Source organism: Micromonospora sp. LZ34, from assembly GCF_052981855.1.
This window is the reverse complement of record NZ_JBRIQN010000006.1, coordinates 1-20018: the sequence shown is the minus strand read 5'-3', so window position 1 is coordinate 20018 and position 20018 is coordinate 1. Positions and strand designations below refer to the sequence as shown.

The window sequence follows — 20018 nt, the reverse complement described above, 5'->3', positions numbered from 1 at the left end:
GACATAGTGGCGAGTCAGGGTCAGCGTTTCCGGCGTAAGGCGCTCCGCCGGGGATACAAGGTCGACGAGGTGGACGCCTTCCTCGACCGGGTCGAGGCGACACTCGCCGGTCAGCCGGTCGGCGCCCCGGTGGCCTCGCAGGAGGTCCACGACGTCGTCTTCCGGGTCCGGTTCAACGGCTACGACGAGTGGCAGGTCGACCTGCACCTGGACCGGGTGGAGCGGCAGCTCGCCGAGCTGGAGGAGCGCGGTGGCGCGGGTGGCCGCGGCGGCGACCCCCGGATGGGCGACCGGCTCGGCCCGCCCGACCGGATGGGCCCGCCGATGCGTGACGACCGCGGCATGTCCCCGGTCCCGCAGCCGCTGCCGCCCCGGCCGATGCCGGCGCAGGCCGGTCCGCCGCCGGCTGACCGCTACGGCCGCTACGACGAGCCGACCGGCGCCTTCACCGGTGGCTACGACGCCCCGCGCGGGGGCTACGACGCACCGCGCGGCCCCGCCGGTCCCGGCCCGAACCCACCGATGGGCCCGATGGGGCACGGCGGCCCGCCGCCGCGCGGCCTGCCCGCCGGCCCGGGCGGTGGCTACGGCCCGGACGAGCAGCACTTCGACGGCTTCGAGGCCGGCCGGCGAGGGCGTACCGACATGACCGCCGAGATCCGGATGCCGGAGCGGGAGCGGGACATGCGCGGCCGCGGCCCCGCCGGTCCGCCACCGATGCCGCCGCAGCAGGGCTTCGGCGGCCCGCCGATGGCCGGCCCGCCGGCCGGTGGCCCGCCGATGGGTGGCCCGCCGATGGCTGGTCCGCCCGGCAGCGACCTCTACCGGGTCGACCAGATCCGCCGCAGCTTCCAGGTACGCCGGTTCGGCAGCGGCTACGACCCGGACCAGGTCGACCGGTTCTTCGAGAGCCTGCTCGGCGGGATGGCCGGGCGCAACCCGATGCCGGTCAACCCGAAGGACCTCGACACGCTGCGCTTCGGCCTGGTGCAGGGCGGCTACTTCGAGGCCGAGGTGGACGCCGCGCTCAAGGACGTGCAGGACATCCTCTTCGGCCGCTGACCAGGACGATCGGCCGCTGAGCACGACGACGAAGGGCCCGCTCCCCGGTGTGGGGGCGGGCCCTCGTGCGTGTCGCGGGGCGGTGCGGGCCGACGGCCGGCCTGGTCAGGAGCGCAGGCCGTTGCGCCGCAGCACCACGTCGCCGATGACGATGACCAGCAGCAGCGCGGCCAGGCCGACCAGCCAGATGTCCTCGACCCTGCCCTCGTGGTTGCCGCAGATCATCGCCAGCAGCACCAGCGCGGTCAGCACCGCGCCGATCCGCCCGGACTTGCGGTGCCCGGGCTTGTGCTGGTCTGGCGACGTTACCGGCTCGCTTCCTGCCACTGTCGGTCCTTCCCTCGCGATCGGATCTCTGGTTAGTCTGGCACGCCCCGTGCCGGGCCCGGCGCAGGGTCCGACCGGATGGGAGTCACCGCATGCCCGGCACCGACGATCGCGACCTGCTTAAGCGGGCCTACGAGGCGTGGGACGCGGAGGACTGGCCGGTCGCCGGGGAGGCGCTGGAGCGGCTCGTCCGGCGGCATCCGGACCATCCGCGGGCGGCGGTCTGGTGGTACGACGCGGCGCTGGCCTACAAGTTCCTGCGGAACTGGGCCAAGGCGTACGAGCTGGGGCGGGAGGCGGCCGCCCGGGCCGAGCGCGGGACGCAGGACCCGGCGTTCTGGAACCTGGGCATCGCCGCCACGATCATGGGGGACTGGGCCACGGCGCGGGACGCGTGGCAGGGCTTCGGCATCCCGGTGCCGGACGGCGAGGGAGAGATCGTCGAGGACTTCGGGGTGACTCCGGTCCGGTTGGATCCGGGCGGGCGCGCGGAGGTGGTGTGGGCCCGGCGGCTCTGCCCGACCCGCGCGCGGGTGCTCAACGTGCCCACCCCCGGCTCAGGGCGTCGGTTCGGGGAGATCGTGGTGCACGACGGCGCGCCGAACGGGGAACGGGTGGTCGACGGGCAGACCTTCTCCGTCTTCGACGAGCTGCTGCTCTGGCGGGGCTCGGAGCTGCCCACCACCACCGTGTCGATCACGGCGGCGAGCGTCGAGGACGTGCACGCGCTGGTGGCGCTCTTCGAGGAGCGGGAGTATGGCGCCGAGCCGTGGAGCAGCCACGAGATGATCTGCGCCTGCTGCAGCGAGGGCCAGGTCAACCAGGATCCGCGGCACGCCGTCACCGGGGAGCAGCGGATGAGCCTCGCCGCACCTCCGGACGAGGTGCCCGTGCTGCTGGAGACCTGGCGGGCCGGGGCGCCCGGCAGTCGCGGCTGGGCGGCGCTGCCGGCCGACTGAGCGGGGGCGCGCCGGCCCGATTGGGCGGGCGCCGGTCGATCGAGTGGGGTGGCGCCGGGCGGACCTCCGGGCCGAAGGGCGGTCAGGCCCGGGCGGAACGGCACTACCGGCGTCGCGGACCGGGGGCCACAGTCACTCCGGTAGCGTTTGGCGTACACCTTGATGGTCTGTTTGAGGGGGAAACTGCGGTGCGAGTGACCGGTACGGGGCACGCGAGCATGCGGATCGACACGGCCGCGGGCAGCATCCTGTGCGACCCGTGGGTCAATCCGGCCTACTTCGCCTCTTGGTTCCCATTCCCCGACAATTCCCAGCTCGACTGGGAGACCCTCGGCCAGGTCGACTACCTCTACGTCTCCCACCTGCACCGGGACCACTTCGACGCGAAGCACCTGCGGGACTTCGTGTCGAAGGACGCGACCGTGCTGCTCCCCGAGTTCCCCACCTCGGAGATGGAGGACGAGTTCCGGGAGCTGGGCTTCACCAAGTTCCTCAAGGCGCCGAACGAGCAGGTCGTGGAGCTGCCCGGCGGTTTGAAGATCATGATCCAGGCGCTCACAAGCCCGACCGACGGCCCGATCGGCGACTCCTCGCTCTGGGTCGAGTACGACGGGGTCCGGCTGCTGAACCAGAACGACGCCCGCCCCACCGACCTGAGCGTCTTCGCCGAACTGGGCCACGTGCACGCCCACCTGCTCCAGTTCTCCGGGGCGATCTGGTACCCGATGGTCTACGAGCTGCCCCAGGCCGCGAAGACCGCGTTCGGCAAGCAGAAGCGGGACCGGCAGTTCGACCGCACCTGGCGCTACATCGACGACCTGAAGGCCTCACACGTCTTCCCGATCGCCGGCCCGCCGTGCTTCCTCGACGACGAGCTGTGGCAGTTCAACGACATCTTCGGCGACGAGGGCAACATCTTCCCCGACCAGTCGGTCTTCCTGAGCGAGTACGCCAAGGTCGGCGGCACCAACGGCGTGGTGCTGCTGCCCGGCAGCGTCGCCGAGATCACCACCGACAGCTGCGAGACCACCCACCCGGTGCCGGTCCAGGAGTTCTTCGCGAACAAGGTCGCCCACCTGGAGGAGATGCGCGAGCGCAAGCGCCCGATCATCGAGGCCGAGAAGGCGTCCTGGCGGCACCCGGAGATCGACGTCCTCAAGGAGATGAAGCGGCGGGTCGAGCCGTTGCTGGACGAGTCGATCTACCTGGCCAAGGGGGTCGGCGGTCCGGTCCGCTTCGACCTGGTCGGCTACGACGGGGAGAGCGTCGAATCCATCGTGGTGGACTTCCCCGGCAAGCAGGTCCGGCCGTACGCGGACGAGAAGGTGCGGTACCGGTTCCGCACCGAGCGGGCGCTGATCGAGCAGCTGCTGCACAGCGGCGAGGTGGACTGGGTCAACTCGCTATTCCTCTCCTGCCGGTTCTCGGCGGCCCGGATCGGCCAGTACAACGAGTTCGTCTACGCGTTCTTCAAGTGCCTCTCGGAGGAGCGCCTCCAGTACGCCGAGGGCTGGTACGACGAGCACGAGCGGGCCGTCGACGCCGAGGACATCACCCTCGGCGACTGGGTGGTGCAGCGGCGCTGCCCACACCTGAAGGCGGACCTGAGCCGGTTCGGCATCATCGAGGGTGACCAGCTCACCTGCCAGCTGCACGGCTGGCGGTTCGACCTGGCCAGCGGCCGTTGCCTGACCAGCGTCGGCCACAAGGTCCGCGCGCGCCGGGTCGACGCCGAAGCTCCCGCCCCGGCCGGCGAAGCGCTCAGCTGACCCTCTCCTGCCGCAAACCCCACCCGCCCCGCCCCGACTTCGCGACCATCAGTGGTGGTGCCGCCCTGATCGCCCCGGACCGGGGCGGGACGGGCACCACCACCTTGATCGGTGGGAAAGGGCGGGTGGGGTGGCGTGACGGACGCCGAGGAAGCCGAGGAGTCGGGGTACCGGTACGCCCGTAACCGGGAGATGGCGCGGGACGCGTCCCGGGTGGAGGCGTTCAGCGACGCCGTCATCGCGATCGTGCTGACGCTGATGGCGGTCGAGCTGCTCCAGTTCGGCCCGGTGCGGGCGGACGGGAAGGCGCTGCCGGCCGCGCTCGCCCACTCGTGGCCGGCCTACCTGGCGTACGTGATCACCTTCGCGATCGTCGGCCAGGTCTGGCTGACCCACCACAACATGTGGCGGTACGTCGTCCGGGTCGACCAGATGCTGCTGGTGCTCAACCTGCTCCTGCTGCTCTTCGTCGCGGCGATCCCGTTCACCGCCGACCTGCTCGCCGACAACCTGCGCGGCACGGTGACCGACCAGCGGCTGACCGCTGGGCTCTATGTCGGCACCGTGCTGGGCGAGGCGCTCTTCTTCAACCTGAGCTGGTGGTGGGCCCGTCGCCGCCGGCTGTTGCACCCCGACATGGACCCGCGGCTGGCCCGGGCGGTCGCGCTGCGCTTCCTGCTCGGCCCGGTGCTCTACCTGATCGCGTTCGGCTTCGTCTTCGTCGACCCGGTCCTGAGCCTGTGCCTCTATCTCCTGCTGGTCGGCGTCTACCTCGTCCGCGGCCCCGGCGACCTCCCCTCCTCCGCCCGCTGACCCACCCGCCGTCATGATCAACGGGCGGGGGCGGGAGAGGGGGGCTAGGGGGTCAGGTCGGTGAGGATGCGGTGGGCGGCGTTGTGGCCGGCGGCGCCGATGACGCTGCCGGCCGGATGGCAGCCGGCGCTTCCGGCGTACACCCCGTCGACGCCGGTGGCGTACGGCATCCGGTCGGTGAACGACACGGTGTTGTCGACGTGGTGGATGTGCCCGCCGGTGATGCCGAAGTGCGCCTCGATGCCGGGCGGGGTCAGCGGCACCGCGTCGGCGATCAGGTCGCCGGTGCCGGGGGCGTACCGCTCGCAGATCGCGATCAGCTGCTCGACGTACCCGGGCAGCGCCTCGTCCCAGGTGGTGCCGGCCAGCTCGTAGGGGACCGACTGGACGAAGAGTGCCGAGGAGTGGTGGCCCTGCCCGTCCGAGAGCGACGGGTCGACGGTGGTGTGCAGGTACCACTCGATGGTCGGCTCCGCCGGCAGCCGGCCCGCCTGGACGTCCGCCCACATCGCGCGCAGCGCCGCCATCGGCGCCTCCCCGCCGCCGCCGAGCAGCGAGGCCGAGCCGGGCAGCAGGTGGATGGTCGAGCCGAACGGGCTCGGCGCGTCCGCGGGCAGGCAGGAGAAGCGCGGCAGGCCGGTCAGCGCCAGGTTGAGTTTGAGCGTGGTGCCGGGGCGGCGGACCGCCGCCATCCGCTCGGCCAGCGGCGCCGGCGGCGAGCCGTCGGGCAGCAGCTCCATCAGCCGGTACGGGTCGCACGCGCCGAGCACCACCCGGGCGCCCACCTCCCGTCCGTCGGCGAGGACCACCCCGCTGGCCGCGCCGCCGTCCAGGGTGATCGCGCTGACCCCGGCGCCGGTCACGATCCGCGCCCCGGCGGCCCGGGCGGCCTCGGCGAAGGTCCGCGACACGGTGCCCATCCCGCCCTCGGCGATCATCCAGGTGCCGTCCGAGCCGGGCAGTCGGCACATGTTGTGCACCAGGAAGTTGTGCCCGGTGCCCGGGTCGTCCGGTCCGGCGTTCAGCCCGGACAGGCCGTCGGTGACCGCGTACATCGAGACGAGCAGCTCGGAGCGGAAGTCGAAGCGGGCCAGGTAGTCGGCGACCGAGCCGCGGACCAGGTCGACGAAGACCTGCCGCAGCGCCGGGCGGACGTACCGCTCGGCGGTCTCCTCGACCGGCAGCGGCTCGGCCAGCCAGGCCGGCGCGAGGTCGGCGCGCAGCGCGGCCAGTTCGGCCTGGAGAGCGTCGTCGGCGGCCACGTCGGCGGGGGAGAAGAACTCGGCGAGCTGGGCCCGGGTGGCCGCCGTGTCGCTGCCGAACAGCAGGTACGGGGAGCCCTCCGGGCCGGGGGTGGGCAGGAAGTAGTGCGGGTCGCGGCGCAGCACCGGAATGCGCACGTCCAGCGTGGCGAGCAGCTCCGGCGGCATCAGCCCGAGCAGGTAGGAGCCGGTGGAATGGCGCAGCCCGGGCACCTTCGGGAAGGGGTTCTCCGTCCGGGTCGCGCCGCCGATCACCTCGGCCGCCTCCAGCACCAGCACGTCGAGACCGGCGCGGGCCAGCAGGATCGCGGACACCAGACCGTTGTGCCCGGACCCGACGATCACCACGTCGGCCCGGGTCGGCAGCTCGTCACTCATGCCGGGGGAGCCTAGTGCCCGCCGGGCCCGCCGGGCAGCCCTTCGCCTCGGCCGCCTCCGCCGGCCCGGCACGCCGCCCCGCCCTCGCCGGGCCTAACTGGGCGCCGGGCCCGGCCGCTCGCCGCCCAACTGGGCGGTGAACGTCGCCAGCTCCAGCTCGAACAGCGCCTCGGGTTCGGTGACCGCCCAGCTCAGCTGCGCGAAGACCTCCGCCGCGACCAGCCCGTAGAGCCGGGTCCAGCCGCTCAGGAAGGTGTACGTGACCTCGATCGGGATCTCGCCGTGGCTGAGCCGCAGCGGCTCCAGCCGGTCGCCGAGGCGTTCCCGGAGCAGTTCGGCCGGCGGGGTGGGGAACGGCGACCGGTGCCAGAGGTCGATCATCGGTGCGAGGAAGACCGCCCCGAACCGGGCGCCGGGGTGGTCGGGGTCGACGCAGTCGTCGGCGAAGGCGGCCAGTCCGGGGGTCGGTGCGCCGAAGATCAGCCCGAACTCGGCGGGGTGCGCCACCGACCAGGCCCGGAACGCCCGGCACATGGCCATCAGCTGGTCGACCGGCGCGCCCCCGGCGGCGTCCCGGGCCGCCTCCAGGCGTAGCCGCAGCTCGTCGTAGAGGTCCCCGGCGAGCGCCGCGACCAGCGCCTCCAGGCTGGGGAAGTAGCGGTAGATGGCCGGCGCCGTCATGCCCATGTCCCGGGCGATGGCCCGCAACGAGATCGCCTCGGTCCCGCCGCCCACCAGCAGCCGTCGCGCCCCGTCCTTGATCTCGGCGAGGGTCGCCGTACGCAGGCGTTCCCGTCGGGTCGGTGCGGTCATCGGCTAACCCCCTTGACCAAAGCGAACGCCGTTGCCATAGTTAACGGCGTTCACTCAAATGAGCGATGGTCACAGTTTAGCCGTCGCCGAAGGGGGAGGCCATGTTCGCGTGGTGGGGTCGAGCGGTGGTGCGGCTGCGGTGGGTCGTGCTCGCCGCCGCCGTGCTGCTGGTCGCGGTCGGATCGACCTGGGGGGCCGGGGTCTTCGGGCAGCTCACCGGAGGCGGGTACGACGATCCGGCCAGCGAGTCCAGCCGGGCCTACGAGCGGATCACCGACGAGCTGGGGCCGCAGGGGGCGGACGTGATCGTCCTCTGGTCCAGCGACTCGGTGACCGCCGACCAGCCGGCCTTCCGTGACCCCGTCGCCGCGACCGTCGCCCGGCTGCGCGGGCACCCGGCGGTGGCCAGCGTCACCACCTGGTACGACACCCGGGCGCCCGCGCTGCTCGCCACCGACCGGCGGGCCACCTACGCGCTGGTCCAGCTCCGGGCCGCCGACGAGGACGGCAAGACCGCGGCGTACGAGGAGCTGCGGCCGGCGCTGGAGACGCCGGGCGTACGAACCGGGACGGGCGGCAACGTGCCGTTCCTGCACGAGGCGAACCGGCAGACCACCGAGGACATCAGCCGCGCGGAGCTGCTCGCCATGCCGGTGCTGCTGGTGCTGCTCGTGCTCATCTTCGGCGGCCTGGTCGCCGCGGCCACCCCGCTGCTGATCGGCGGACTGGCCATCCTCGGCGGGTTCGTCGCGGTCCGGCTGGTCAACCTGTTCACCGACGTGTCGATCTTCGCGATCAACATCATCACGCTGATCGGCCTGGGCATGGCCGTCGACTACGCGCTCTTCGTGGTCAGCCGGTTCCGCGAGGAACTCGCCGCCGGCCACGACACCGCCACCGCGATCCGGCGCACCATGGCCACCGCCGGCCGTACCGTGCTGGTCTCCGGGCTCACCATCGCGCTCGCCATGGCCAGTCTGCTGATCTTTCCGCAGGCGTTCCTGCGCTCGATGGGGCTCGGCGGGATGGCCGCGGTGCTGGTCGCCATGCTCGCCGCGCTGACCGTGCTGCCGGCCCTGCTCGCGGTGCTCGGCCCGCGGATCGACGCGTTGCGCGTACCGCTGCCGTGGCGGCGGGGTGGGCGGCCGGCGGGCGGCGGCGGCGCCTGGGCCCGGATCGCGCGCAGTGTGATGCGCCGGCCGATGCGCTACCTGGTCGGGGTCGTGGTGCTGCTCGTCGTGCTGGCCGTGCCGTCGGTGCGGATGGAGTTCGGCGGCTTCGACGAGCGGGTGCTGCCCGCGGACGCCGCGCCCCGGGCGGTCTCCGAGCGGATCGCCGCCGAGTTCCCGGGCGGCACCGTCGCGCCGATCGACGTGCTGGTCTCCGGGGCGCCGGCCGAGGCGGTACGTCCCTTCGCCGACCGGGTGGCGCAGCTGCCCGGGGTGAACGGGGTGCGGGTGGCCGCGAACCGGGGCGATGCGACGCTGCTGACCGTGAGCTACCCGGGCGAGCCGACCGGCGACGTCGCCCAGGACCTAGTCCGGAAGCTGCGCGAGCTGCCCGCGCCGGACGGAGCCGAGGTGCTGGTCGGCGGCCGCCCCGGGGCCGACCGGGACCTGCTGGACAGCCTCGCCGACCGGCTGCCGTGGATGGCGCTGCTGATGGCCGCCGCCACCCTGCTGCTGCTCTTCCTCGCCTTCGGCTCGGTGGTGCTGCCGGTCAAGGCGGTCCTGATGAACCTGGTCTCGATCGGGGCGTCGTTCGGCGTGGTGGTCTGGATCTTCCAGGACGGCCACTTCGCCGACCTGCTCGGCTTCACCCCGACCGGGTTCATCGAGCCGAGCAACCCGATCCTCATGCTCGCGGTCCTCTTCGGGCTGGCCACCGACTACGAGGTGTTCCTGCTCTCCCGGGTTCGCGAGGAGTGGGACCGGACCGGGGACAACACCGCCTCGGTGGCCGCCGGGTTGCAGCACACCGGCCGGATCATCACCGCGGCGGCGCTGCTGCTGATCATCGTGGTGGCCGGCTTCGCCACCGGCGGCATGGCGTACATCAAGCTGATCGGGGTCGGCATGATCGTGGCGATCGTGGTCGACGCCACGCTGGTGCGGGCGCTGCTGGTGCCGGCCACCATGCGGCTGCTCGGGCGGTGGAACTGGTGGGCTCCCGGCCCGCTCGGCCGGGTCTACCGCCGGTACGGCATCCGGGAAGGCGCCGAGCCGGAGCCGGTGGACCATCACCCCGCGTTCACTCGGTAGAGACTTCCATCGATGCCCTGTCGGCTCTAGCGTCGACGGGGCATCGACCATCTCCGGGAGGTCTCCGATGGACCGTCGTACCGTCCTGCGCGCCACCGTCGCCGGCGGCGCCGCCGCCTTCTCCGGCAGCCTCTGGGCCGGCGCCGCGCTGGCCGCCCCCGCCCAGCCCGGCCCCGGCCCGTACGGGGAACTGCTCGCCGCCGACGCCAACGGCATCCAGCTGCCCGCCGGCTTCACCAGCCGGGTGGTCGCCCGCTCCGGGCAGCGGGTCGCCGGCACCTCGTACCTCTGGCACTGGGCGCCCGACGGTGGCGCCTGCTTCCCGGCCGGCACCGGCTGGATCTACGTCTCCAACTCGGAGGTCCCGCTGGTCGGCGGGGCGTCGGCGGTGCGCTTCGCCGCCGACGGTTCGATCACGGCGGCGTACCGCATCCTCGGCGGCACCAACGTCAACTGCGCCGGCGGCGCCACCCCCTGGGGCACCTGGCTCTCCTGCGAGGAGGTGCCGCTCGGCCGGGTCTTCGAGACCTGGCCGGACGGCGGCCGGGCCGCCGAGGAGCGCACCCGGATGGGCCGGTTCACCCACGAGGCGGCGGCCTGCGACCCGGACCGCCGGGTGGTCTACCTGACCGAGGACGAGGGCGACGGCTGCTTCTACCGCTTCGTCCCGGACACCTGGGGCGACCTGCGCACCGGCCGGTTGCAGGTGCTCTGCGCGCCCGCCGAGGCCACCGCCGGGCCGGTGACCTGGCGGGACGTGCCGGACCGGGACGGCTTCCCGGTCCCGACCCGCTGGCAGGTCGGCGCGGCGAAGCACTTCGACGGTGGCGAGGGCTGCTGGTACGCCGACGGGACCTGCTGGTTCACCACCAAGGGCGACAACCGGGTCTGGGCGTACGACGCGGTCGGCCAGCGCCTCGACCTGGCGTACGACGACTCGCTGGTGCCGGCCGGCGCGGCGCCGCTGACCGGGGTGGACAACATCACCGGCACCGCCGGCGGGGACCTCTACGTGGCCGAGGACGGCGGCAACATGGAGATCAACATGATCACCCCGGCCGGCGTGGTCACCCCGTTCCTGCGGCTGCACGGCCACGCGGAGTCGGAGATCACGGGCCCCGCCTTCTCGCCCGACGGCTCCCGCCTCTACTTCTCCTCCCAGCGCGGCACCACCGGCGACCGCACCGGCTCCGCCGGCGTCACCTACGAGATCACCGGCCCCTTCCGCCCCTAGCCCGTCGGCGCCCCGGCGTTGATCATGAGGTTGGCGGCGTCGGGAAGCGCTCTCCGCGCCGCCAAGCTCATGATCAACGCGGTTCCTGGGCGGCGCGGCGGGCGCGCCAGTGGGAGAGGGCGAGGGTGGCGGAGTAGCCGGCCAGCACGATCACGTGGAAGAGGTAGAGCCAGAGCAGCACCGCGACGCCGGCGCCGATCTCGTCGAAGCCGCCGAACGGCGCGCCCAGGTCGATGGGGAGCGAGGCGAAGAGCACGAACCCGTGCAGGAAACCGGAGAGGTTCGCCGCGGTGAACGAGCCGACGCCCAGCGCGGAGAGCCAGTCCGGTGACGCCGGCCCGACCACCCGGAACACCCAGAGCAGCACCGGGGTGAGCACCAGCCACACGCCCAGGAAGGACAGCACCACCCCGAGCGCGCCGAGCCAGCCGCCCTGGCGGACCAGCCCGGTGGTGGTCGGCAGCGCCAGCAGGATCGACAGCAGCAGGACCGGGGCCGGGGCGAGCAGCGGCAACAGCAGCAGCCGGCCCCGCCAGCCGACCAGCGACTCGTCGGTACGTGAGTTGGCCACCGAGACGAACGCCCGGCGCAGCCCCTCGCCGTAGAGCGACGCCGGCAGCAGCGAGGCCAGCGCCAGCCACGGGGTCAGTTCCACCCCGGCGTCGACCAGGGCGGCCACCGCGTGCGGCGCGCCGATCTCGGTCGGCAGCGTCCGCACGGCGTACGAGGTGAGCCGGCGGACCCGCTCGGCGCCCGCCACCAGCGCGGTCAACCAGATCGCCAGCAGGGCGACCGGGACCACGGCGATCGCGCCGTAGAAGGTGATGGCGGCGGCGTGCAGCGAGAGGTCCCGGCCGCGCAGCGGACGGAACGCCGCAGCCGTGATCCGCTTCGCCCGCCGCCAGCCGCCCCCCATCGTGGTCTCATTCCCCCTCGCGGCGGCCGGCACTCATTAAGATCGCCGGCCATGACCGTTCTCACCACGGAGCGCCTGATCCTGCGGGACTGGACTGAGGACCCGGCGGACCTGGACCGGATCTGGGACATCTACTCCCGTCCGGAGATCACCCGCTGGCTGGCCGCGTCCGGGCTGCCGCTGACCGACCCGGCGCAGGCAGCCGACCGGCTGCGGATCTGGCGCGAGCGGCACGCCGACCACGGCGGCAGGTACGGCACCTGGGCGATCGAGGTGCGCGACACCGGCTCGGTCGCCGGCACGCTGATCCTCAAGCCGCTGCCCGGTGCGGACGGGGTGACCCCCACCGGCGACATCGAGGTGGGCTGGCACCTGCACCCCGACTCCTGGGGCCACGGGTACGCCACCGAGGCGGCCCGGGCGGTGCTGGCCCGCGAGTTCGCCGCCGGCAGCCGGCAGGTGTACGCGGTGGTCGCGCCCGGCAACGACCCGTCGATGGCGGTGTGCCGCCGGCTCGACATGACCCACCTCGGCCGCCGCACCGACTGGTACGGCGGCGAGCTGCTGGAGACCTTCGTGCTGACCGCCCCGGTCTGAGGACCGGCCCGCAGGATCGCCCGACACGCCGGGGGCAGCGGCTGGGCCGGGACGGCCGTATCGTCTTCGGCCGTGATGATCAGTTTCGAGACGCAGCCGGACCGGCGCCTGCTGACGCACGCGCTGCGCCGCACGCTGCGCCGGGGCCTGCGCCCGTTCAGGCTCTGCGGTTTCGTCCTGCTCCTGCCGGCGGTGGTCGCCGTGCTCGACGACGACCCGGTGGTGGCGGTGGGTTGGCTGGTGGGAGCGGTCGTCTTCTGGCTCCTGCCGCCGCTGGTGGTGCGGAGTGCGGTCCAGGCGAGCTGGAAGACCTACGGCGTCCCGATCGCTTGGCGGTTCACCGACGAGGGAGTGCGGATGGATTCGGCGCTGATGGAGAGCCTGCTCCGCTGGGAGGCGCTGGAATCGGTCGAACCGATCGCCGGCCAGTTGCTCCTCAAGATCAACCGCCAGCAGGTCATCCCGGTCCCGATCGCCGGGCTGACCCCGCCCGACCGCGACACGCTCGCCGACTTCCTCATTGGCCGAGGCCTGCTCCCCGCCGGAACCCGGCTCACTGCCTGACGGTTGCGCACGCCGGTGGAGGAGCAGGCCAGGGGGGAGGATTGAGGCTCCCGGCGGGGGCGGAGTGGGGCTGGGGAAGAATGGCCGAGTGACCTCCCCCCGAGAACTGGTCCTGCTCGGCTCCACCGGCTCGATCGGTACCCAGGCCATCGACATCGTGCGGCGCAACCCGGACCGGTTCCGGGTGGTCGCGCTCGGCGCCGGCGGCGGCAACGTCGACCTGCTCGCCGCCCAGGCGCTGGAGCTGGGCGTCGACGCGGTCGGGGTGGCCAAGGCGTCCGCGGCGCAGGACCTGCAGCTCGCCTTCTACGCCGAGGCGAGCCGCCGGGGCTGGGCCACCGGCGACTTCAAGCTTCCGAAGATCGTCGCCGGGCCGGACGCGATGACCGAGCTGGCGCAGTGGCCCTGCGACATCGTGCTCAACGGCGTGGTCGGCTCGCTGGGGCTGGCGCCGACGCTGGCCGCGCTGCGCGCCGGACGTACCCTCGCGCTGGCCAACAAGGAGTCGCTGGTGGCCGGCGGCTCCCTGGTCAAGGCGGCGGTGACCCGGCCGGAGCAGATCGTCCCGGTGGACTCCGAGCACTCGGCGCTGGCCCAGTGCCTGCGCGGCGGGAGCCGGGGCGAGGTGCGCCGCCTGATCGTCACCGCCAGCGGCGGCCCGTTCCGGGGGAAGCGGCGCGACGAGCTGACCGAGGTCACGCCGGAGCAGGCGCTGGCCCACCCGACCTGGAACATGGGCCCGGTCGTCACGATCAACTCCGCGACCATGGTGAACAAGGCGCTGGAGGTGATCGAGGCGCACGAGCTGTTCGACGTGCCGTACGCCGACATCACCGTGATGGTGCACCCGCAGTCGGTGATCCACTCGATGGTCGAGTTCGTGGACGGGTCCACCCTCGCCCAGGCCAGCCCTCCGGACATGCGGCTGCCGATCGCGCTGGGCATCGGCTGGCCGGACCGGGTGCCGGACTCCGCCGCCGCGGTCGACTGGACCAGGAGCCACACCTGGGAGTTCGCCCCGCTGGACGACGAGGCGTTCCCGGCGGTCGCGCTGGCCAAGGCCGCCGGCGCGGCCGGGCGCTGCCGCCCGGCGATCTACAACGCGGCGAACGAGGAGTGCGTCGCCGCGTTCGTGGCCGGCCGGCTGCCGTTCCTCGGCATCGTCGACACCCTCGAGCGGGTCCTCGAGGAGGCTCCCGACTTCGCCGAACCAGGTACCGTCGAGGACGTGCTCGCGGCGGAGTCGTGGGCGCGCGCGCACGCGCAGGAGATCATCGAGGCATCGGTGGAAGGAGCTTGATGGCAAACGTGCTCGGGGTGGCGCTCTTTGCCGTGTTCATCCTCGTCTCGGTGAGCCTGCACGAGGCGGGGCACATGCTCACCGCCAAGGCGTTCGGCATGAAGGTCACGCGCTACTTCGTCGGCTTCGGCCCGACGCTGTGGTCGTTCAAGCGGGGCGAGACCGAGTACGGGCTGAAGGGCATCCCGCTGGGCGGCTTCTGCAAGATCGTGGGCATGACGCCGCAGGACGACGACGTCGACCCGGCGGACGAGCCGCGGGCCATGTGGCGCTACCCGGTGTGGAAGCGGACGATCGTGATGTCCGCGGGCTCCATCGTTCACTTCGCGCTGGCCCTGGGCGCGCTCTGGATCATGGCGGTCTCCGTCGGCCTGCCCAACCCCGACTTCCCGAGCACCGAGGCCGAGGTTCGCAAGGAGCCGGCCGTCATTCAGCTCTCCGAGTGCGTGGTGCCGGAGAACACGCTGCGCGCCTGCACCGCCACCGACGCCGCCAGCCCGGCCGGCCAGGCGCAGCTGCGCGACGGTGACCGGATCACCGCGCTCAACGGCGCGCCGATCAACAGCTACGGCGACCTGCTCACCACGCTGCGCACACTCAAGCCGGGCGAGACGGCGAAGATCGCGTATGTCCGGGACGGCCAGCCGGGCAGTACGGAGGCGGTGCTGGCGAAGACCCAGCGCCCGCCGCTGGACGACCCGAAGGGCACCGTCGGCGACGTGGCCGCGCTCGGTGTCGGCCTCATCCCCAGCACCCCGACCCGGGTGTCGTACGGGCCGGTCGCCGCGTTCGGCGCCACCGCCGACTTCACCGGCGACATGGCGGTGCAGACGGCGCACGCCATGCAGCGCATCCCGCAGAAGGTCCCGGCCCTGTGGACGGCGATCACCGGCGGCGAGCGGGACATGGACACCCCGATCAGCGTGGTCGGCGCCAGCCGGCTCGGCGGTGAGTTCGTGGCGAACGACGCCTGGTACGGGTTCTTCATGCTGTTCGTGTCGCTGAACTTCTTCATCGGCGTGTTCAACCTGCTGCCGCTGCTGCCGCTGGACGGCGGCCACATCGCCATCGCCTGGTTCGAGCGGGCCCGCACCTGGGTGTACGCCCGGATCGGCCGGCCCGACCCGGGCCGGGTCGACTACCTCAAGCTCATGCCCTTCACGTACGCGGTGATCCTGATCGGTGGCGCCTTCACGCTGCTGACCATCACGGCGGACGTCGTCAACCCGATCACGCTCTTTTCAAGGTGAGTGCCTGAAGTGACCGCTGTCAGTCTCGGTATCCCCGCCGTACCGCCCCCGCCGCTCGCGCCGCGCCGGGCCAGCCGCCAGATCATGGTCGGCTCGGTGCCGGTCGGCGGTGGCGCGCCGGTCTCCGTACAGTCGATGACCACCACCCTCACCGCCGACGTCAACGCCACGCTCCAGCAGATCGCCGAACTGACCGCGTCCGGCTGCCAGATCGTCCGGGTCGCAGTGCCCAGCCAGGACGACGTCGAGGCGCTGCCGGCGATCGCGAAGAAGTCGCAGATCCCGGTCATCGCCGACATCCACTTCCAGCCCAAGTACGTCTTCGCCGCGATCGACGCCGGCTGCGCCGCGGTGCGGGTCAACCCGGGCAACATCCGGCAGTTCGACGACAAGGTCAAGGAGATCGCCAGGGCGGCCGGCGACGCCGGGGTGCCGATCCGGATCGGCGTGAACGCCGGCTCGCTGGACAAGCGGCTGCTCGCCAAGTACGGCAAGGCCACCGCCGAGGCGCTGGTCGAGTCGGCGCTCTGGGAGTGCTCGCTCTTCGAGGAGCACGGCTTCCGGGACATCAAGATCTCGGTCAAGCACAACGACCCGGTGGTGATGATCCGGGCGTACCGGCTGCTCGCCGAGAAGTGCGACTACCCGCTGCACCTGGGCGTCACCGAGGCCGGCCCGGCCTTCCAGGGCACCATCAAGTCGGCGGTCGCCTTCGGGGCGCTGCTGGCCGAGGGGATCGGCGACACCATCCGGGTCTCGCTCTCCGCCCCGCCGGTCGAGGAGATCAAGGTCGGCGCGGCGATCCTGGAGTCGCTCGGCCTGCGCGAGCGCGGCCTGGAGATCGTCTCCTGCCCGTCCTGCGGCCGGGCCCAGGTGGACGTCTACAAGCTCGCCGAGGAGGTCACCGCCGGCCTCGAGGGGCTGCCGGTGCCGCTGCGGGTGGCCGTGATGGGCTGCGTGGTGAACGGCCCCGGCGAGGCCCGGGAGGCCGACCTCGGCGTCGCCTCCGGCAACGGCAAGGGTCAGATCTTCGTCAAGGGGCAGGTGGTCAAGACCGTGCCCGAGGCGCAGATCGTGGAGACGCTGATCGAAGAGGCGCTGCGCATTGCCGACGAGATGGGCGCCGAGCTGCCCGAGGAGCTGCGGGGCATGGTCCCCGGCCCCACCGTCACGGTGCACTGACCGGTCCGGCGCCCGGCCGGACCCCACCGGCCGGCGCGCACGCACGTACCGAGAAAGAGTGGCCATTCCACGGGGAATGGCCACTCTTTCTCTGTCTGAGCGAACGCTCCGGGGGAGCTCGCGCGCGGTTCCCGGGGTGGGGGTCACTCGGATTCGGCGAGGATGGCGTACAGCTTGCGCCGGGTCTCGTCGAGCACCTGCGCGGCCCGCTCCCGCTGGTCGTCGGTGCCGGTCATCATCACCTGGCGCAGGGCGTGCATCGCCTGCGCTCCGGCGTCCCGGATGTCGTGCCAGCTGTCGACGGTGCCCTGGGCGAACTCCGCCCACGGCGGGGTCTGCGCCGCCTCGGTCGCCTCCGTACGGCCGCCGTCGGTCAGCGCGAACCGCTTCCGCCCACCGCCGGTCTCGTCGGTGGCGGCCACGATCATGCCCTCGTCCTCCAGCAGTTGGAGGGTCGGGTAGACCGAGCCCGGGCTCGGCCGCCACGCGCCGCCGGTGCGGGAGTCGATCTCCTGGATCATCTCGTAGCCGTGCATCGGCCGCTCGACGAGCAGCGCCAGGACGGCGTGGCGGACGTTGGGCCGGCGTCCCCGGCCCCGACCGCGGCCACCCCAACCGCCGCCCCGGCCCCCGCCGTGGCCGGGCGGGAAGCCGCCCCAACCGCCGTGGCCGGGCGGGCCGGGCGGGAAGCCGAAGCCGCGCATCCGCGCCCCGTGCAACTCGTGCAGTCTGCGATGGAGTCCCATCGTCACCACTCTCCTTTGTAACTGTCGCTGATGCATCAACGATATATCGGCAATGTGTCGCCGACAAGCCAGCGGCGGAGGCGGCTGCAAACCGTACGTACGTCTTGTTAAGGTTGCGGGGTGCGACTGCTTCCCGACCCGGGCCCGGCCCGGATCCTCACCCTCGGCACCCTGGTCCGGACCGTCGGCCGCGGCCTCTGGCTGGTGGCCAGCGCGCTCTTCCTCACCCGCTCGGTCGGGCTCACCGCCACCGAGGTCGGACTCGGCCTGACGGTCTCGGCGCTGGTCGGCCTGCTGGCCAGCGCCCCGACCGGCTACCTGGCCGACCGGCTCGGCCCGCGCGGCACCCAGATCGCCGCGCTGGTGGCCGGCGGTGCGCTGACCGCCGGCCTGGTGACGGTCAGGTCGTTCCCGGCGTTCCTGGCCGTGGGCGCCGCCACCGCCCTCGCGGACGCCGCGGACCGGGGCGCCCGGGGCGCGCTGATCGCCGGTTCCGTCCCGGCCGAGCAGCGGGTCCGCACCCGCGCCTACCTGCGCGCCACCACCAACGTCGGGATCTCGCTCGGCGCGGTGCTCGCCGGATTCGCCATCGCCCTGGACACCCGCGCCGGCTACCTGGCGCTGATCCTGACCGCCGCGGCGACCTACCTGGCCGCCGCCGCGGTGTTCACCCGGCTGCCGGTGATCGCGCCGGCCCCCGCCCCGGCGCACGGCCCGCGGCTGATCGCGCTGCGGGACCGCCCGTTCCTGGCGTTCACCGTGCTCGACGGGCTGATGTCGATGCACTTCGGCCTGCTCAACATCGCCCTGCCGCTCTGGATCGCCGGGCACACGCGGGCCCCGGCCTGGGTGATCTCCGGGCTGATGCTGGTCAACACCGGCATGGTGGTGCTGTTCCAGGTGCGCGCCGCCCGGGGCACCGAGAGCCTCGTCGGGGCCGGTCGGGCGGCCCGGCGCGCGGGTGTTGCGATCGCTGCCGCCTGCGTCCTGTTCGCCGCCGCGGGGGACCTGCCGACCGGCGCGGCGATCGGGCTGCTGGCCTGCGGGGCGCTGGCGCACGTGATCGGCGAACTCTGGCACTCCGCCGCCGGGTGGGGCATCTCGTTCGGGCTGGCGCCCGAGCACGCCCACGGGCAGTACCAGGGCGCGTACAGCATGGGCTACGAGCTGGGCAAGATGCTCGCGCCGGTGGTGGTGACCACGCTGGCGATCGGCTGGGGCGTACCGGGGTGGTTGCTCCTCGGCGGGTTGTTCCTGCTGCTCGGGGCGCTGGTGCCGGTGGTGGTCCGATGGGCCGCCCGGACCCGGGTCGCCCCGCCCGCCGGCCACCCGGTCACCGTGGGCTAGATCCTTGGCCGCCAGATTCTCGACGTTTGTGTCAAGTTTTTGAGCGGGCGTAACGTTGTGTTGCCCGCTCCACATTTTGCAGACATGGGTTCTGACCAGCCACTTTGGTGTGGCACAGCCGGTCGCCACGGCGGCCGGACATCGGCGCAGCGGGTGGCGGCGGCCGGCCAAGATCGGGCCGCAGGTCCCTGCGTGAGCTTGGCCCGAGGTAGGGCCACAGGCTGTTTGTCCAGCTCAACCGGCCTGCTCGGCGGTCCGAGGCGGAGCCTCTCTGGTGCGGTGTCCACTAACGTTCGCCGGGTTGGTCGGGGTTGGGGAAGTGTCGTAGGGGTGGTGCTGGCTGGGCTTGTGCCTCGCCGTCGGGATCCTGCCGCGCCGTTGTGGGTGCGGCTGGCCCGGGACCTGCCGTATGCGGTGGAGCAGGTTCGGTCGCTCACCCTGCTGTGCGAGGGTGGGCGGCTGTTTCTCGACGTCACCGCCGAAGTCCCAGTCGTCACCTATCCGCCTGGTGAGGAGCCGGATCCGGGCCGGGTGGCCGGGGTGGACCTGGGGATCATTCACCCGTACGCGGTGGCCGGTCCTGACGGCGAGGCTCTGTTGGTGTCGGGGCGGGCGATCCGCGCTGAGCATCGCATGCACCTGGCCGACAGCAAAGCCCGCCGCCGGGCGGTGGCCCGGCGGGCCCCGAAGCCGGGTCAGCGGGGGTCACGGCGGTGGCGGAAGTATCGGCGTCGTGCCCGGTTGGTGGAGGGCCGGCATCGGCGGCGGGTCCGCCAGGCCCAGCACGAAGCCGCCCGCACGGTCGTCACCTGGGCGCAGCAGCAGCAGCGGGTGGGTGTGCTGCACGTCGGTGACCCCCGTGGTGTGCTCGACATCGCTGCGGGGCGGCGGCACAACCTGCGGCTGCGGCAGTGGCAGATCGGCCGACACCTGCAGATCCTCACCGACAAGGCCACCCAAGCGGGCATCACCGTCCGCCTCGTCGACGAACGCGGCACCTCCTCGACCTGCCCCGCCTGCCGCCAGCGGGTGCCGAAACCTCGTGGGCGGACCCTGACCTGCCCGCACTGCGCATTCTCCGGGCACCGCGACCTCGTCGCGGCCGCCAGCATCGCCACCCGCACCCCGGGCGGCGGACCCACCACCCCCACCGCAGCGGCTGTGCTGCCGGAGGTGGTCACGCACCGTCGAGCCGGCCGGCACCTCCCCGGCGCCGGCCAGTCCCGACGTGACCCCCG

The 20018-nt window shown here is 72.9% G+C and carries 18 protein-coding genes; 13 read left to right on the top strand and 5 right to left on the bottom strand.

The genetic code is table 11. From position 1 onward, the window contains the following. Positions 1-6 precede the first annotated feature (6 nt). Entirely contained in the window at positions 7-1062 is a 1056-nt protein-coding gene (locus ACVCAH_RS09180; RefSeq protein ID WP_447135634.1) for a DivIVA domain-containing protein, read from the top strand. A 105-nt stretch (positions 1063-1167) separates the two neighbouring features. On the opposite strand, the gene ACVCAH_RS09175 is transcribed toward ACVCAH_RS09180, so the two are convergent. Continuing rightward, positions 1168-1389, bottom strand: a complete 222-nt coding sequence (locus ACVCAH_RS09175) for a DUF2631 domain-containing protein (protein ID WP_447135633.1) — start codon at positions 1387-1389, stop codon at positions 1168-1170. 92 nt (positions 1390-1481) lie between these two features. Here ACVCAH_RS09175 and ACVCAH_RS09170 point away from each other — a divergent pair, with 92 nt between their 5' ends. The 3 genes from ACVCAH_RS09170 to ACVCAH_RS09160 all read left to right on the top strand — a co-directional run bounded on the left by ACVCAH_RS09170 (position 1482) and on the right by ACVCAH_RS09160 (position 4930). After that, positions 1482-2348 carry a tetratricopeptide repeat protein gene (locus ACVCAH_RS09170; RefSeq protein ID WP_447135632.1) on the top strand — a complete coding sequence of 289 codons (867 nt, stop codon included), beginning with the start codon at positions 1482-1484 and terminating at the stop codon, positions 2346-2348. Between the two features lie 188 nt (positions 2349-2536). Further along, positions 2537-4117 (top strand): Rieske 2Fe-2S domain-containing protein, encoded by a 1581-nt coding sequence (locus tag ACVCAH_RS09165; RefSeq protein ID WP_447135631.1) that lies wholly within the window; start codon positions 2537-2539, stop codon positions 4115-4117. Between the two features lie 192 nt (positions 4118-4309). Further along, positions 4310-4930, top strand: coding sequence for a TMEM175 family protein (locus ACVCAH_RS09160; protein WP_447135814.1), 621 nt, complete (start codon positions 4310-4312; stop codon positions 4928-4930). A 44-nt stretch (positions 4931-4974) separates the two neighbouring features. On the opposite strand, the gene ACVCAH_RS09155 is transcribed toward ACVCAH_RS09160, so the two are convergent. Beyond that, on the bottom strand, positions 4975-6570 hold the full coding sequence (locus tag ACVCAH_RS09155) for a phytoene desaturase family protein (RefSeq protein WP_447135630.1): 1596 nt from the start codon (positions 6568-6570) through the stop codon (positions 4975-4977). Positions 6571-6663: 93 nt separating this feature from the next. Then, positions 6664-7383 (bottom strand): TetR/AcrR family transcriptional regulator, encoded by a 720-nt coding sequence (locus tag ACVCAH_RS09150; protein WP_447135629.1) that lies wholly within the window; start codon positions 7381-7383, stop codon positions 6664-6666. 101 nt (positions 7384-7484) lie between these two features. On the opposite strand from ACVCAH_RS09150, the gene ACVCAH_RS09145 reads away from it, so the two are divergent. Further along, the gene (locus ACVCAH_RS09145) at positions 7485-9644 is read left to right on the top strand and encodes an MMPL family transporter (RefSeq protein ID WP_447135628.1); all 2160 of its coding nucleotides are present in this window, start codon (positions 7485-7487) and stop codon (positions 9642-9644) included. A 67-nt stretch (positions 9645-9711) separates the two neighbouring features. Beyond that, positions 9712-10878 (top strand): alkaline phosphatase PhoX, encoded by a 1167-nt coding sequence (locus ACVCAH_RS09140; RefSeq protein WP_447135627.1) that lies wholly within the window; start codon positions 9712-9714, stop codon positions 10876-10878. A gap of 73 nt (positions 10879-10951) precedes the next feature. Here the strand turns inward: ACVCAH_RS09140 and ACVCAH_RS09135 are convergent, their stop codons facing one another. Further along, a complete protein-coding gene (locus tag ACVCAH_RS09135; RefSeq protein ID WP_447135626.1) occupies positions 10952-11794 on the bottom strand; it encodes a YhjD/YihY/BrkB family envelope integrity protein in 843 nt (280 codons plus the stop codon). 51 nt (positions 11795-11845) lie between these two features. Here ACVCAH_RS09135 and ACVCAH_RS09130 point away from each other — a divergent pair, with 51 nt between their 5' ends. The 5 genes from ACVCAH_RS09130 (at position 11846) to ispG (ending at position 16687) form a co-directional block, all read left to right on the top strand. After that, the gene (locus ACVCAH_RS09130) at positions 11846-12391 is read left to right on the top strand and encodes a GNAT family N-acetyltransferase (RefSeq protein ID WP_447135625.1); all 546 of its coding nucleotides are present in this window, start codon (positions 11846-11848) and stop codon (positions 12389-12391) included. 72 nt (positions 12392-12463) lie between these two features. Next, positions 12464-12955 (top strand): YcxB family protein, encoded by a 492-nt coding sequence (locus ACVCAH_RS09125; protein WP_447135624.1) that lies wholly within the window; start codon positions 12464-12466, stop codon positions 12953-12955. 88 nt (positions 12956-13043) lie between these two features. Beyond that, complete coding sequence (gene dxr / locus ACVCAH_RS09120; RefSeq protein WP_447135623.1) at positions 13044-14255, top strand: 1-deoxy-D-xylulose-5-phosphate reductoisomerase; 1212 nt, start codon at positions 13044-13046, stop codon at positions 14253-14255. Further along, positions 14255-15505 (top strand): M50 family metallopeptidase, encoded by a 1251-nt coding sequence (locus tag ACVCAH_RS09115; RefSeq protein ID WP_447135622.1) that lies wholly within the window; start codon positions 14255-14257, stop codon positions 15503-15505. The genes dxr and ACVCAH_RS09115 overlap by 1 nt, the downstream gene beginning before the upstream one ends. A 9-nt stretch (positions 15506-15514) precedes the next feature. Then, complete coding sequence (gene ispG, locus ACVCAH_RS09110; RefSeq protein WP_447135621.1) at positions 15515-16687, top strand: flavodoxin-dependent (E)-4-hydroxy-3-methylbut-2-enyl-diphosphate synthase; 1173 nt, start codon at positions 15515-15517, stop codon at positions 16685-16687. Between the two features lie 143 nt (positions 16688-16830). On the opposite strand, the gene ACVCAH_RS09105 is transcribed toward ispG, so the two are convergent. Beyond that, the gene (locus ACVCAH_RS09105; protein ID WP_447135813.1) at positions 16831-17433 is read right to left on the bottom strand and encodes a PadR family transcriptional regulator; all 603 of its coding nucleotides are present in this window, start codon (positions 17431-17433) and stop codon (positions 16831-16833) included. A gap of 120 nt (positions 17434-17553) precedes the next feature. Between ACVCAH_RS09105 and ACVCAH_RS09100 the strand changes: the two genes are divergently transcribed. Continuing rightward, entirely contained in the window at positions 17554-18780 is a 1227-nt protein-coding gene (locus tag ACVCAH_RS09100; protein ID WP_447135620.1) for an MFS transporter, read from the top strand. Between the two features lie 384 nt (positions 18781-19164). Beyond that, a partial coding sequence (locus ACVCAH_RS09095) for an RNA-guided endonuclease TnpB family protein (RefSeq protein ID WP_447135812.1) occupies positions 19165-20018 on the top strand: 854 nt, incomplete at its 3' end.